This window comes from Bradyrhizobium symbiodeficiens (assembly GCF_002266465.3).
Classification (GTDB): Bacteria; Pseudomonadota; Alphaproteobacteria; order Rhizobiales; family Xanthobacteraceae; genus Bradyrhizobium; species Bradyrhizobium symbiodeficiens.
Genome location: NZ_CP029427.2, coordinates 3,341,197 through 3,354,604 on the forward strand (window position 1 = coordinate 3,341,197; position 13,408 = coordinate 3,354,604).

12 protein-coding genes are annotated in these 13,408 nt (G+C 65.4%); 3 read left to right on the plus strand and 9 right to left on the minus strand.

The genetic code is table 11. From position 1 onward, the window contains the following. Positions 1-9: 9 nt before the first annotated feature. The 6 genes from rsmA to lptF all read right to left on the minus strand — a co-directional run bounded on the left by rsmA (position 10) and on the right by lptF (position 7,640). Positions 10-864 carry a 16S rRNA (adenine(1518)-N(6)/adenine(1519)-N(6))-dimethyltransferase RsmA gene (gene rsmA / locus CIT39_RS15295; protein ID WP_094974508.1) on the minus strand — a complete coding sequence of 285 codons (855 nt, stop codon included), beginning with the start codon at positions 862-864 and terminating at the stop codon, positions 10-12. Continuing rightward, complete coding sequence (gene pdxA / locus CIT39_RS15300; protein WP_094974507.1) at positions 864-1,883, minus strand: 4-hydroxythreonine-4-phosphate dehydrogenase PdxA; 1,020 nt, start codon at positions 1,881-1,883, stop codon at positions 864-866. Before pdxA ends, rsmA begins: the two co-directional genes overlap by 1 nt. Further along, positions 1,883-2,821 (minus strand): peptidylprolyl isomerase, encoded by a 939-nt coding sequence (locus CIT39_RS15305; protein ID WP_162308512.1) that lies wholly within the window; start codon positions 2,819-2,821, stop codon positions 1,883-1,885. The genes pdxA and CIT39_RS15305 overlap by 1 nt, the downstream gene beginning before the upstream one ends. A gap of 66 nt (positions 2,822-2,887) precedes the next feature. Next, positions 2,888-5,377 carry an LPS-assembly protein LptD gene (locus tag CIT39_RS15310; RefSeq protein WP_162308513.1) on the minus strand — a complete coding sequence of 830 codons (2,490 nt, stop codon included), beginning with the start codon at positions 5,375-5,377 and terminating at the stop codon, positions 2,888-2,890. Then, complete coding sequence (gene lptG / locus CIT39_RS15315) at positions 5,377-6,474, minus strand: LPS export ABC transporter permease LptG (RefSeq protein WP_094974504.1); 1,098 nt, start codon at positions 6,472-6,474, stop codon at positions 5,377-5,379. Before lptG ends, CIT39_RS15310 begins: the two co-directional genes overlap by 1 nt. Continuing rightward, positions 6,471-7,640 (minus strand): LPS export ABC transporter permease LptF, encoded by a 1,170-nt coding sequence (gene lptF, locus CIT39_RS15320; protein WP_094974503.1) that lies wholly within the window; start codon positions 7,638-7,640, stop codon positions 6,471-6,473. Before lptF ends, lptG begins: the two co-directional genes overlap by 4 nt. Positions 7,641-7,980: 340 nt before the next feature. On the opposite strand from lptF, the gene CIT39_RS15325 reads away from it, so the two are divergent. The 3 genes from CIT39_RS15325 to CIT39_RS15335 all read left to right on the plus strand — a co-directional run bounded on the left by CIT39_RS15325 (position 7,981) and on the right by CIT39_RS15335 (position 10,597). Continuing rightward, positions 7,981-9,480, plus strand: a complete 1,500-nt coding sequence (locus CIT39_RS15325; RefSeq protein WP_094974502.1) for a leucyl aminopeptidase — start codon at positions 7,981-7,983, stop codon at positions 9,478-9,480. Positions 9,481-9,486: 6 nt separating this feature from the next. Continuing rightward, the gene (locus CIT39_RS15330; RefSeq protein WP_094974501.1) at positions 9,487-9,939 is read left to right on the plus strand and encodes a DNA polymerase III subunit chi; all 453 of its coding nucleotides are present in this window, start codon (positions 9,487-9,489) and stop codon (positions 9,937-9,939) included. A 166-nt stretch (positions 9,940-10,105) separates the two neighbouring features. Continuing rightward, positions 10,106-10,597 (plus strand): hypothetical protein, encoded by a 492-nt coding sequence (locus CIT39_RS15335; protein ID WP_181955169.1) that lies wholly within the window; start codon positions 10,106-10,108, stop codon positions 10,595-10,597. Between the two features lie 144 nt (positions 10,598-10,741). Here the strand turns inward: CIT39_RS15335 and CIT39_RS15340 are convergent, their stop codons facing one another. The 3 genes from CIT39_RS15340 to CIT39_RS15350 form a co-directional block, all read right to left on the minus strand. Next, on the minus strand, positions 10,742-12,607 hold the full coding sequence (locus tag CIT39_RS15340; protein WP_094974499.1) for an ABC-F family ATP-binding cassette domain-containing protein: 1,866 nt from the start codon (positions 12,605-12,607) through the stop codon (positions 10,742-10,744). 52 nt (positions 12,608-12,659) lie between these two features. Next, a complete protein-coding gene (locus CIT39_RS15345; protein ID WP_140479222.1) occupies positions 12,660-12,923 on the minus strand; it encodes a hypothetical protein in 264 nt (87 codons plus the stop codon). Between the two features lie 136 nt (positions 12,924-13,059). Next, positions 13,060-13,314 (minus strand): sulfur globule protein precursor, encoded by a 255-nt coding sequence (locus CIT39_RS15350; protein ID WP_094974498.1) that lies wholly within the window; start codon positions 13,312-13,314, stop codon positions 13,060-13,062. Positions 13,315-13,408 lie beyond the last annotated feature (94 nt).

Sequence of the window (13,408 nt, forward strand, 5' to 3'; positions counted from 1 at the left end):
ATTTCAATTTCACGTTTCGGCTCGTATATCCGCCAATTCACGGGCCATGGCAACAAAGCCGGAAATGGGAATGGTCTCGGCGCGCCGCGTCGCATCGACACCGGCGGCAGCGGCGAGCCGCGCCGGATCGACGCCGAGCGATTTCAGGCTCTGGCGCAGCATCTTGCGGCGCTGGCCGAAGGCGGCGGCCGCGACCTGCTCGAGCAGCTTGCGATCGCAGGCAAGCGGCTCAGCGCGCGGCACCAGGCGCACGACCGAGGACGTGACCTTCGGCGGCGGCACGAAGGCGGACGGTGCAATGTCGAACAGGATCCTGGTCTCACAGCGCCAATTGGCGAGCACGCCGAGCCGGCCATAGGCCTCCTCGTCCTCGCGCGCGACGATGCGCTCGCCGACCTCGCGCTGAAACATCAACACCATCATGTCGTACCAGGGCGGCCAGGGCTCGGTGGTGAGCCAGCCGATCAGGAGCTGGGTCGCGATGTTGTAGGGCAGGTTGGCGACGATCTTCGCGCGTTCGCCATCGAGCAGCGGACGGGGATCGAAGGTCATGGCATCGCCATGCACGATTTCGAGCCTGCCAGGGTAGCGCGCGGAAATATCCTGCAAGGCCGGGATTGCGCGCTCGTCATGCTCGATGGCGATGACGCGCCGCGCGCCGAGCGCGAGCAGCGCACGTGTCAGCCCGCCCGGTCCGGGGCCGATCTCGACGATCGTGGAGTCTTCGAGCGGGGCTGCTGCGCGCGCGATGCGGGCGGTGAGATTGAGGTCGAGCAGGAAATTCTGGCCAAGCGATTTGCGCGCCGACAGCGCGTGCTGGCGAATGACCTCGCGAAGCGGCGGGAGGTCGTCGATCGCGCTCATCAGCTTTGCGAAGCCGCCATGCGGCTGGCCAGCCTCAAGGCCGCGATCAGGCTGGCCGGATTGGCTTTGCCGGTGCCGGCGATGTCGAAGGCGGTGCCGTGATCGGGCGAGGTGCGGATGAAGGGCAGGCCGAGCGTGACGTTGACGGCGTCCTCGAAGGCGACGGTCTTGATCGGGATCAGTGCCTGGTCGTGATACATGCAGATTGCGCAGTCATAGGTGCTGCGCGCGGCCTCGTGGAACATGGTGTCGGCGGGCAGCGGGCCCCTGGTCTCGATGCCTTCGCTGCGCAATATCTTGAGCGCGGGAGCGATGATGGTCTGCTCCTCGTGACCGAGCGAGCCGTCCTCGCCGGCATGCGGATTGAGGCCGGAGACCGCGATGCGCGGCTGCGCGATGCCGAAGCGCGATTTCAGCTCGGCTGCGACGATGCGCACGGTCGAGACGATCAGCGCGCTGGTGAGCTCTGCCAGCGCATCGCGGATCGAGACGTGGATGGTCACGGGCACCACGGCGAGCCGCGGCGACCATAGCATCATCACCGGCTGCGGCACGCGGCCGTCTTCCGCGGCGAGCTCGGCGAGGAATTCGGTGTGGCCGGGATGACGGAAGCCGGCGCGATAGAGCACGCTCTTGGCGATCGGATTGGTGACGACGGCGCCGGCGCGGCCCTCGCGGACATCGGTGACCGCCTGCCGGATCGAGGCGAGCGCGGCCGGCGCGCTCGATGCGTCGGGCTTGCCGGGCTCGGCGGTCGCGCGCTCGCCGGTGGTGACCACGGGGAGGGCATCGGCGAAGGCGGAAACGGCTTCGCCGGGGGTCACCGCCGCGGTCCTGATATCGGCACCGATCGCTCGGGCGCGCCGCGCGATCAACGCCTCGTCGCCGAGCAGATAGAAGGCGGGCAGGTTCAGTTCACGGCGCCGGAGCCAGGCTGCGATCGTGATGTCGGGGCCGATGCCGGCAGGCTCTCCCAGGGTCAGGGCAAGGGGAAGCGGTTTGACTGCGCGGTTGGCCATCAGCGGTTGCGATATTCGATCATCGCCGCCTTGCGGAGCTCGTCGAGATAGGCCTTCTGGGTCTTCTCGTACTTCTCCTGATACATCTTCTCGCGGACCTCGCGCTTCTTCGGCGTGTCGATCATGGTCGGCTTGCGCGAGCACAGCGCCACCATCTCGATGCCGTTCTTGGTCATCTCGGGCGCGGTCAAATGGCCGATCGGGGTATCGTCGAGCACCTTGCGCAGCGGCTCGGGCAATTCCGCGGTGGTCTTGGTGATCGTACCGCGGATCGTGGCGTTCGGCGTCGAGCGGAACAGCGAGTTGGCTTCCTCGCAGCTTGCGACCCGCGTGCGGTAGGTCTCCGCTTCCTTCTTGCGCGTCTCCAGGAACGCCGCGGAGGAGCCGCGCGGCACGATCAGCACGATCGGCTGCATCTTGTATTCGGTGCCTTCGATCTGGAGCTTGTCGCCGGTCTGGGCCTGCACGGCCTGGGCGACGTCGCGCTCGCCGACGAGCAGCTTCTCCTTGAAGCGGCCGCGCACGAGGCTGGTCCAGACCATCTCGGCCTTCATGCGGCTCTTCAGCGTTTCGGGGCGGACACCCTTGGTTTCGAGCGACTTGGTGAGCTGCTCCGGCGAGATGCGCATGCGCTGCGCCATGCCCTCGTAGGATTGGTTGACGTCGGAGATACCGGGATCGACGCCGTACTTCCTGCCCTCCTTCATCTTCACCTTGTCGTCGATCAGCTCGTTGATGACCTCCTGCCGCGGCGGCGTCTTCTGCGTCGTCAGCTGGTCGAGCTTGGAGCGCTGCTCGATGTCGTAATCGGTGATCGGGTCGCCGTTGACCATGACGACGATGTTCTGCGCGCGCGACGGCGATGGCAGTCCGGTCAGGATCAGTCCGGCAGCGAGGGCGATGATGAGGAGGCGGAAGATAGGCAATGAGGTCGTCATGATTGTCGCTCGCATGTCAGCCGCGTCGAGCCTGTGATGGGGCAACGCGCCGGCACTTCAAACCGTTCACTGGAGGCCGGCGGAATTGCTGCTCGTCGACGAGGTCGCCAGCGTGCGCAGGCCGATCTGGAACATGAACGCATGGCTCAGCACGGGCGGCGCGGTGCCCGCCGCATAGCTATACGAAGTTACGTAGTTCGCCGCCAGCACGAAGCAATCGTCGACATAGCCGGCACCGAGCACATACTGGTTGATCTTGTTGGCCTCGAGGTCCCACCGCGCCGAGCCCGACACCACCCAGTTGGTCGCGATCTTCAGCGAGCCCGAGGTCAGGATGCCCTCGCGGCGGGTCAGATAGCCGAGTTCCGGCTGCGGCGCGTAATTGCCGTACAGCACGCTGACCGCCCAGCGGTTGAAGTTAGCGCGGCCTTCCGCCTCGAAGCGCTGCACGTTCCAGGTCTGCTCGTCCATGCGGGAGCGGACGCTGAACGTGTAGGTGCTGTTGGGCGAATAGCTGGCGCTCGCGACGTAATCGGAGCGCGGCTTGTCCAGGCCGGAATCGAGGCCGGTATTGATGGAGTCCTGGACCGCGAAGGAGTTCATGCCGAACAGCTGGTAGGACTGGCCGAACAGCACCTTGACGGCGCCGCCCTTGTCGAACTGCGTGGTGGACTGCACGCCGACATTGGCGCGGCCACCGCCCTCGACGCGGTCATAGCCGGAGAACTTGTCGACGCTGAACAGGTTCGAGGCGTCGAACACCATGCTCTGGGCGTCCTCGTTCGGGAGCTTGCCGGCATAGGTCTCGTTCGGCCGGATGATGATCTGCGCGATCGGCTCGACGGTGGTCGAACCCCAGGGTTGAATGTTGATGAAGGGATAGCGGTATTCCAGGCCCACGGTCGGCATCAGGCGGAACGCCTGGGTGTCGCCGACGGGAAGATAGTTCGACACGCCCGGCTGGTTCGAGACCGAGGAGTTGATCGCGTCGGCGCGCAGGCTGGCGAACGGCGTCCAGATCTGGCCGAGCGGATCGGTGAAGGATTTGCGCCACTGCGCCTCGGCGGTGAGGCGGGTATAGGTGCCGGGGAAGCCGCGCAGCAGGCACTGCGACGGCGTGCGGGCCAGCGGATCGGCCGACGCCGTCGTGCACAGGCTGCTGGTGTTGGCGACCGTGGTGATCGGGTCGAACACCGCCTCGTCGCGCGACAGGTTCACGAAATTGGTCTTGTAGCTGAACTCGCCGCCGAACACCGGATAGTTGAGCACGTTGGAATAGTCGATCACCGGATAGACGATCGGCACCTGGCTCTGGTTGCCCGAATAGCTCAGCCAGTACATCGTGCGCGCGTCGAAGAAGCTGCGGTTGCCGACGCCGGTCAGATAGAGCTGCGACAGCGCTTCCGTCGGCAGCAGCAGGAACGAGCCGAGCGGATCGCGGTACTGGTAGAGCCGGTAGTCCGAGAAGAAATAGTAGTCGGACATCAGGACGCCGTCCCAACCCCAGACCCATTTGTCGTTCAGCGCGAACTGACCCTTGGTGTCGACGGCGCCGCGGAACTGCTTGTCGCCGGGCTGGCCGGAAAACGCGCCGGGATCGAGCTGGTTGATGCCATAGGCTCGGATCTGGTAGGCGCCGTCGATCAGGCGCTGACGGAATTCGCCCTGCAGCAGCACGCCCTGCCGCGACATGAAGCGGGGGGTGATGGTTGCGTCCATGTCGGGCGCGATCGCCCAATAATACGGAACCTCGGCGCCGAATCCCGTGTTCGTCGTGCCCGGGAAATAGCCGGGCATCAGGAAGCCGCTCTTGCGCTTCACGGTCGGGTCGGGCGTCGAAAAATAGGGCATGTAGGCGATCGGCACGCCGAAGAATTCGAGCGACGCTGTTTCGAAATACAGCATCTTCTCCTGCTGGTCGTGGATGATGCGCGCACCCTTGACCTGCCACAGCGGCGGCTTCTTCGGATCGTCCTTACACGGCGCGCAGGCCGTGTAGACGCCGTTCTCGAACACCGTGTAATTGCCGTCGGAGCGGTCGGAGCGGCTCGCGGCCATGCGGGTCTGGTCGGCGGTATCCACACGCAGCGAATCGACGAAACCGTCGCGGTAATCGTCGGAGAGATCCAGGATCTCGGCATAGGTGATCTTGCCGTCGGCATCCGTCATGCGGATGTTGCCTTCGGCATGCAGCCGCTTGGTCTTCTGGTCGTAGATGACCTTGTCGGCCTCGACGCTGGTGCCGTTGTAGAACAGCTGGACGTTACCGACCGCGGAAACGCGCGAATTGTTGTAGTCGTAGTCGACCTCGGTCGCCTGAACCAGCATCTGGTTGTCGTTGGCGACCTTCGGCGGCTTCGGGCGCGGCGGCAGCGGATTGTAGGTGAAGCTCTGGGCCGAGGCGGGGGCCACGGCGGCAACATCGATCAGCGCGCCGAGCGATGCCACGGCAGCGCCAGCCATCACGAGCCTGCGAAGAGCCAAGCCGAACCCGTTCGCGCGCATCACGATGCGGCGCGTCAAACCAGACACGGGTCCTCGACGGACGGCAGTCACTAACCGTCCTCCTGGTACAACAAGGCCAAAAAGCCGGTGAGGCCGCCCACCACCGCGGGCAACCACGCCGCAGCGATCGGATGCATCAACTCAGCCTTGCTCAAGTCTTCAGTCACTTTCGACAGAACGTAGAGCAGAAAGCCTGCGCCCACGCCACTCAAAACCATCTTTTGCACGCCGCCCATCCGGAAGAAGCGCAACGACACCGAGGCCGCGAGCATCACCATGGCGGCCAGCAAAAACGGCTGTGCCAAGAGCTTCTGATACTGGAGTCGGTATCCGGCTGTCGCGAAGCCCGAGCTTTCGGAGGAGCGGATGTAGCTCGGTAGTTGCCAAAAGGACACAGTCTCGGGGGTGGAAAAACTGTTGCGGACCTGCGCCTCGGTCAGCGTCGTCGGAATCTCCAGAGTGGCCTGGTCGATCGGCGGAGAGTCCAGCGAGAAGCGGCGAACGGACTTGAACAGCCAATGGCCCGCCTCCAATGTCGCCTCGCGCGCCTCGACCCGCTCCTTGAAATGGCTGTCTGTGTCAAAGCGGAACAGCGTCAGGCCGGTGAGTCGGACGCCCTGCTGCTCGCTGCGCGCGGCGTTGATGATGGTCTGGCCGTCGCTGGTCAGCTGATTGAGCCAGAAGCCGGAGGCGTCCTGGATGCCGCCGCCGGGTGCCGAGCCGAACAGCTCGGCTTCCATGCGCTTGGAGAGCTCGCGCAGATTCGCCGACATCGGATTGTAGGCGATCGTCGCGATCACCCCGATCAGGAGCGCGCTGCCGAGCGCCGGCGAAATGAACTGCCATGCGGAGATGCCGGCGGCGCGCGCAACCACGAGCTCGAGTCGGCGGGAGAGGGCGAGATAGCAGGTCATGGCGCCGATCAGCATGCAGAACGGCGTCAGTTTCTCCAGCAGCTGCGGCACCCGGAACAGCGAGGTCTCGGCCACCATCAGCGCCGAGGCGGACGCCAGCCCCGAGGTCTTGCGCACCATCTCGATGTAGTCGACCAGCACCAGCAGCAGGAAAATGCCCAGGAACACGCCGAGCGCCGCGACCACGAAGCGGCCGGCGAAATAGCGTCCGAGCGTGTTGGTGAGCATGCTCATGCGGTGGCCGGCCGTCCGAACAGCCGCGCGATGCGCGCGTTCGACCTGTTGATGGCTTCCATGAGGCCAGGGGGCGGCTCGACCACGACGCCGCCGATGATCATCCACAGCCCGACGCCGATGGCGCCAAAGACCATCGCGTACTGGACCAGGACCGGGCTCGATGACTTCACCGCCATCACCGAGCAGGCAAAGCCGGCCATGCGCAGGCCGAACACCGCGACGACCGAACCGCCGATCGAGAAATTGCGGCTCTGGCGGGTGGTGCGGGGCGCACCGAGGAAGGCGAAGGTCAGCACGGCGAAGGCGAAGGGATAGATCGGCGCGAGCAGGCTGTCATGCAGCGCCGAGCGGAACTGGCCGGGAATCTGCTTGTAGACGGGGTCGTTCTCGGACGGCGAGAACAGCTCCCAGAGATAGCGCTCGCGGATGCCGAGGGTGACGTCGCGGCCCTGGCCCGAGAACTTCGACATGTCGAAGCCGTAGCGGCCGAACGCCACCAGCGCGGGATCGCGCTTGCCCGCCTCGAAGCGCTGGAGATTGCCGGTCTCCAGCACCAGGAACGAGCCGGTCTCATTCTTCACGACCTCGCCGTGCTCGGCGACGATCGAGACGCGCTCTTTGGGATCGCGGCGGTCGTCGATGAAGATGCCGGCAAGGACGCCGCCGGGCTGGCGTTCGCGAATCCGGATCGTGAGATTCTGGTCGAGCTGGGCGAAGCGCCCGGGCTGCAGGATGTTGGTGAGCACGTCCGCGGTGATCTCGGCATCCCACTGCTTGATCCGCCGCATGCCGTCGGGAGCGAGATAGGCCGCGATGAAGGCCACCAGCAGCGCCACCACGCAGGTGGCATAGAAGAACGGAAGGAACAGCCGGATCGGCGACAGGCCGGCGGCATTCATCACGATGATCTCGGAATCGGTCGCGAGCTTGTTCAGCGTGTGCGAGATCGCGATCATCAGCGCGATCGGCGAGATGATCAGGACCAGCGCCGGCACGACGAGGCTGGTGATGCCGAGGAAGGTGAGGATGGTCTGACCCTGGCTCGTCATCAGGTCGATGCCGCGCAACGCCTGCGTAATCCAGATCACGCCGGTGAGGCTGACCAGGATCAGCGCAAACGACGCCAGCGTCGTGCGGAAGATATACCTATCGATCGACCCCATGCGCTACCGCACGAATCCCACCAAGTCCCCAATGTCGGCCGAAATTCCCGCTGCCCAACCAATCCCCGATCAGGGGATCCCCAAGGTTGGCCAGCGCCTCTTCCGCCAGCTCACTCTCTCACTACCATCCCTTTGATCCGTCAACAAAATGGCTGCCCCGTGGCACCCTCATTATACGGTTAATATTTCCCTCGTTGTGGCGTTGAGGCCACGGGGGGTGCTTGGCATCTGCCGGGGCGCTGGCCCATAGTGCGGATGGCTCAATGAATCGCCGTTCAGGTCCGGCCCCGGCCAGGGACCCTGAACAGCAAAAAGACCAAGATTTTTGAAGGAGTTACCCATGTCCGATGCCATCAAGGTCGGCTTCGTCCCATTGTCTGCTGCCGCCCGTGGCATCCTGGTCGTGTTCTGCGACGACAGTCTGAAGGTCGGTCCGGCGACGGCCAAGGCGCTGGGCGGCGCTGTCGAACTCGTGAAGCGCGCGGCCGCCGCTGCCGCCTTTAAGGGCAAGACCGGGGCTGCGCTCGACATCCTGGCGCCGGAAGGGGTGAAGGCCACCCGTCTGCTCGTGATCGGCGCCGGCAAGGCGGCCGGCCTGAAGGCGAACGATTTCCTCAAATTCGGCGGGGTGGCGGCGGGCAAGCTTGCCGCGGGGGCGGCCGCCATGACCGTCATGGCGGAACTGCCGAGCGGTGCCATGACGAGCGAGCAGGCGGTTGCGATCGCCTCGGGCCTGCGCCTGCGCGCCTATAAGTTCGACCGCTACAAGACCAAGAAGAAGGACGGCGAGGAGGGCGGCTCGCGCGCCGACATCTCGCTTGCGGTCGGCGATGCCACTGCTGCGAAGAAGGCCTTTGCCTCGGCCGGCCACGTCGTCGACGGCGTGATCATCGCGCGCGACCTCGTCAACGAGCCGCCGAACGTGCTCTTCCCCGAGGAATTCGCGCGCCGCGCCAGTCAGCTCCGCAAGCTCGGCGTCAAGGTCGAGGTGCTCGACGTCAAGGCGATGCAGAAGCTCGGCATGGGCGCGCTGCTCGGCGTCGGCCAGGGCTCGGCGCGGCCGAGCCGCACCGTGATCATGCGCTGGGACGGCGGCAAGAAGGGTGAGGCGCCGGTGAGCTTCGTCGGCAAGGGCGTCTGCTTCGACACCGGCGGCATTTCGATCAAGCCGGCCGGCAGCATGGAGGACATGAAGGGCGACATGGGGGGCGCGGCCTGCGTCGTCGGCCTGATGCACGCGCTTGCCGCGCGCAAGGCCAAGGCCAACGTGGTCGGCGCCATCGGTCTCGTCGAGAACATGCCCGACGGCAATGCGCAGCGGCCGGGCGACATCGTCACCTCGATGTCGGGCCAGACCATCGAGATCATCAACACCGACGCGGAGGGCCGCCTCGTTCTGGCCGACGTGCTCTGGTACGTCGCCAAGAAGGTGAAGCCGAAATTCATGGTGGATCTGGCGACGCTGACCGGCGCGATCGTGGTCGCGCTCGGCACCGAGCATGCCGGCATGTTCTCCAACAATGACGAACTCGCCGAACGCCTGCTGGCGGCCGGCACCGAGACCGGGGACAAGGTCTGGCGCATGCCGCTCGGTCCCGAATACGACAAGCTGATCGATTCCCAGTTCGCCGACATGAAGAACACCGGCGGCCGCCATGGCGGCTCGATCACCGCGGCGCAGTTCCTGCAGCGCTTCGTCGACGGCACGCCCTGGGCCCATCTCGACATCGCCGGTACCGCCATGGGCGCGCCGAAGACCGACATCAACCAAAGCTGGGCAAGCGGCTATGGCGTCCGCCTGCTCGACCGCCTGGTCGTAGACCATTACGAACGCAAATGACCCGAGATGACTGAAGTCCTGTTCTATCATCTGCAAAACATGACGGTGGAGAACGTGTTGCCGCCGCTTCTCGAGAAATCGCTCGAGCGCGGCTGGCGCGTCGTGGTGCAGTCGACCTCGGAAGAGCGCGCCGACGCGCTCGATGCGCACCTGTGGACCTATCGCGACGATTCATTCCTGCCGCATGCGACATGGCGCGTGAACGATGCTGCCGATCAGCCGGTCGTGCTGGCAATCGAGGAGGGCAATCCCAACGGCGCCCATGTCCGATTCCTGGTCGACAACGCCGCCCTGCCGCAGGACGCGCAGGGCTATGCGCGCATGGTGATGCTGTTCAACGGCGACGATCCGGATGCCCTCGCGCTCGCCCGCAGCGCGTGGACGGATTGCAAGGCGCGGGGATTTGATGTCACCTATTGGCAGGCCGACGAGCGGGGCCGATGGCAGCGTCGGAATTAGGGGGCCTTCGCAATTAATGATAATTTGCACTTTTCGGGCGATGCTGGCTTTTGTCACCTTCGTGCCGCAAAGTGATGTTGGGACAATCGCTTAGGGCTGGTCCTTCACGCGGGGAATTTGGTTTATCGTGCGACATCAAAAGCTTCCCAGCTCGCTCATCGTTGCGTTGGCTGCCGTCGGGCCTCTGGTTGCGGGCTGCTCCGGCGGGACCGACCTGCTCGCGTCCGCCAAGGACGCACAATGGTTCAACACGCCCAGCCGGCTGTTCATCAAGAACATCTCGATCGAGTCGCCGCCGCTGACCCCCGACAAGCCGGTGGCCGCTGAGGATCTCGTCAGCGCCGACGGCGCCTGTCCCGGCATGACGCCGCCTCCGGGACCGGCCGATGCCAATGCGTCGACGACGGCGCCGGCTCCGATGGGCGGCACGGTCGCGCTCGGCCACACCGAATGCGACGTGGTGCGCGGCATCGGCGCGCCGTCGAACGTCAATCTCTCCAATGATGGCGCCGGGCGGCGCGTCGCCGTGGTGACATGGACGACGGGCCCGCGAGCGGGCATCTACACCTTCACGGCGGGTCGCCTGTCGTCGATCGAAGGCAATCCTGATCCGCAGCCGGTGCCGAAGGCAGCCAAGCCGAAGAAGAAGCACGCGTAACAAAATGCCCGTGTCCCGGACGCGGCGCGGCATGAAATGACGCGACGCTGAGCCGGGACCCATGTTTCAGCGTGCAAGCTGCTCCTGGGTCCGGGCTCTGCGGCGCATCGCCTTCGCGCTGCCCCCTTGGCCGGGGCACACGAGCTACCCAGCCGCTTCATCGAACTGCGTGCTCGCCTCCAGCCACTGCTCCTCCGCGCGCGCGAGTGCGTCGGCGGCATTGGCGCGGGCCTTCGACAATTGCGCGGCTTGTTTGGGATCGCGGGTAAAGATGTCGGGTAGCGACAGCGCGGTGTCGATCTTGGCGATGATCGCGCCGACGCGCGCGATCTCGGCTTCGGCTTCGGTGATGCGCTTCTTCAGCGAGCCGCGATTGTCCGACCTGGCGCGCTGCGGCTTTTCGCTTGCGACGCTGCGCTCGCGCGGGGCGGGCTCGCCGTTGCGCGCGGACAGCACCAGGCGGCGGTATTCGTCGAGGTCGCCGTCGTAGTTCGTGACGGTGCGGTCGGCGACGATCCAGAGCTGGTCGGCGCAGGCCTCGATCAGATAGCGGTCGTGCGAGACCATGATGACGGCGCCGGGGAATTCGTTGATGGCCTCGGCAAGCGCTGCACGGCTGTCGATGTCGAGATGGTTGGTTGGCTCGTCCAGGATGATCATGTTGGGGCCGAAGAAGGTCGCAAGGCCGAGCAGCAGCCGCGCCTTCTCGCCGCCGGACAATTTGCTGACCTTGGTGTCGGCCGCCTTGCCGGAAAAACCGATCGCACCGGCGCGGGCCCGGACCTTGGCCTCGGGCGCATCGCCACCCATCAGCTTGCGGACGTGGTCGTAGGCGGAGCCGTCTTCGTTCAATTCGTCGAGCTGATGCTGCGCGAAATAGGCGATCGACAGCTTGTCAGCACGCGTCACCTTGCCGGAGAACGGCGCGAGGCGGCCTGCGAGCAGTTTGACGAGTGTCGACTTGCCGTTGCCGTTGGAGCCGAGCAGGGCGATGCGGTCGTCATTGTCGATGCGCAAGGTGACGCGATTGAGCACGGCGTTAGCCGGATCGTAGCCGACCGAAACGTTGTCGACCGCGATGATCGGCGGTGACAAAATCTTCTCCGGTGCGGGAAAGCTGATCTCGCGCACGTCCTGGGTGACCAGCGCCGTGATCGGCTTCAGCCGCTCCAGCATTTTGACGCGGGACTGGGCCTGGCGGGCTTTGGAGGCCTTGGCCTTGAAGCGGTCGACGAAGGCTTGCAGGCGGGCGCGCTCGGCCTCCTGGCGCTTGACCGCCTTGGCATCGAGCATCTCGCGCATGGCGCGCTGCTCCTCGAACGAGGAGTAGGTGCCCTTGTAGAGCGTGAGCTTGCCGCGCTCCAGATGCAGGATCTGGTCGACCGAGCTTTCGAGCAGATCGCGGTCATGGCTGATCACGATCACCGTGCGCGGATAGTGCGCGAGATGATCCTCCAGCCACAGCGTGCCCTCGAGATCGAGATAGTTGGTGGGCTCGTCGAGCAGCAACAGGTCGGGGGCGGCGAATAGCGTGGCGGCGAGCGCGACGCGCATGCGCCAGCCGCCGGAAAATTCGGCGCAGGGACGGAGCTGGTCGGTGGCGGAGAAGCCGAGGCCGGACAGGATCGCCGCGGCACGGCTCGGCGCCGAATGCGCGTCGATGTCGACCAGCCGGGTCTGGATCTCGGCGATGCGGTGCGGATCGGTCGCGCCTTCGGCTTCAGTGAGCAGAGCCTCGCGTTCGAGGTCGGCCTTGAGCACGACGGAGATCAGGCTTTCGGGTCCGTTCGGGGCTTCTTGGGCGAGGCTGCCGACGCTCCAGCGCGGCGGCAGGCTCACCGAGCCGTGCTCGGCCGCGAGCTCGCCGCGGATCACCTTGAACAGCGTCGACTTGCCGGTGCCGTTGCGTCCGACCAGACCCACGCGCGATCCCGGCGTGATCTGCACGGAACTCTGGTCAATCAGAAGGCGTCCGGCGAGGCGGATGGAGAGGTCGGTGATCCCAAGCATGCGGCCTTGTCACCGCAAGGCGCGTCGAACGCAACCCGTTTTTCGCACCAGCTCAATGCTGGTCGCGGTCGCGCTGTCTCAGCTCGTTCATGAGCTGTTCGAGATGGGTCGGGAGCTGGGTTTCGGGACGCAGGCGCTGCTGGAGCCGTTCGCCCACGGCATCGCGAATCGAGCGACTGGTGCGGCCGTCGATCTGTTCGCTGTCATTGGCAAAAAGGGCGGCCATCGCGTTAGGTTCCGTGTGCTCAAAGTAAAGACACGGTACCAAGTCATTGACCCCCAAAATGGTTTCGCCGCTTTTGGGCAATGCCGGCATTCTCGTCAAAATTGCATGATTCCCGGCATGTCCGCCCAAAATGCGAAGCCCCGGCGGGGGGATCGCCGGGGCTCCTCTAGGAAGGTACCTGTGGGGGCGCAGATACCTGTCGGTCTTCAGGAAGGTGCTGTCGGGCTCAGTAGCAGCGGTTGACCATCCGCCAGCGGGGTCCCCAGGGGGTCGGGACCAGCCGGCGCACATAACAGCCGCCATAACCGTAGGAGACGGGGGCATAGAAGCGCGGTCCGCCCCAACGGTGGCCGCCGTGCCAGCCGCCACCGCCATGCCAACCCGGGCCGCCGCCATGCCAGTGCGCTGAAGCCGAGGTCGGCGCCAGCGCGGCACCCAGCGCAACCGCGGCCACAGCGGCAAGCGAAAGTTTCCTCAACATGGTGATCTCCTCAAAACTGCCGGCGCGGGGCTATCGCGTCCGATGGAAAGGCCTCCGAAACGGTCCGCCCGGTGATCGGACTTCGGTTTCGATG

What these genes read in the sequence shown, in the direction of transcription:
- rsmA (WP_094974508.1), bottom strand. Translation starts at nt 864, where the DNA reads ATGAGCGCGATCGACGACCTCCCGCCGCTTCGCGAGGTCATTCGCCAG.
- pdxA (WP_094974507.1), bottom strand. Translation starts at nt 1,883, where the DNA reads ATGGCCAACCGCGCAGTCAAACCGCTTCCCCTTGCCCTGACCCTGGGA.
- CIT39_RS15305 (WP_162308512.1), bottom strand. Translation starts at nt 2,821, where the DNA reads ATGACGACCTCATTGCCTATCTTCCGCCTCCTCATCATCGCCCTCGCT.
- lptG (WP_094974504.1), bottom strand. Translation starts at nt 6,474, where the DNA reads ATGAGCATGCTCACCAACACGCTCGGACGCTATTTCGCCGGCCGCTTC.
- lptF (WP_094974503.1), bottom strand. Translation starts at nt 7,640, where the DNA reads ATGGGGTCGATCGATAGGTATATCTTCCGCACGACGCTGGCGTCGTTT.
- CIT39_RS15325 (WP_094974502.1), top strand. Translation starts at nt 7,981, where the DNA reads ATGTCCGATGCCATCAAGGTCGGCTTCGTCCCATTGTCTGCTGCCGCC.
- CIT39_RS15330 (WP_094974501.1), top strand. Translation starts at nt 9,487, where the DNA reads ATGACTGAAGTCCTGTTCTATCATCTGCAAAACATGACGGTGGAGAAC.
- CIT39_RS15340 (WP_094974499.1), bottom strand. Translation starts at nt 12,607, where the DNA reads ATGCTTGGGATCACCGACCTCTCCATCCGCCTCGCCGGACGCCTTCTG.
- CIT39_RS15345 (WP_140479222.1), bottom strand. Translation starts at nt 12,923, where the DNA reads ATGCCGGCATTGCCCAAAAGCGGCGAAACCATTTTGGGGGTCAATGAC.
- CIT39_RS15350 (WP_094974498.1), bottom strand. Translation starts at nt 13,314, where the DNA reads ATGTTGAGGAAACTTTCGCTTGCCGCTGTGGCCGCGGTTGCGCTGGGT.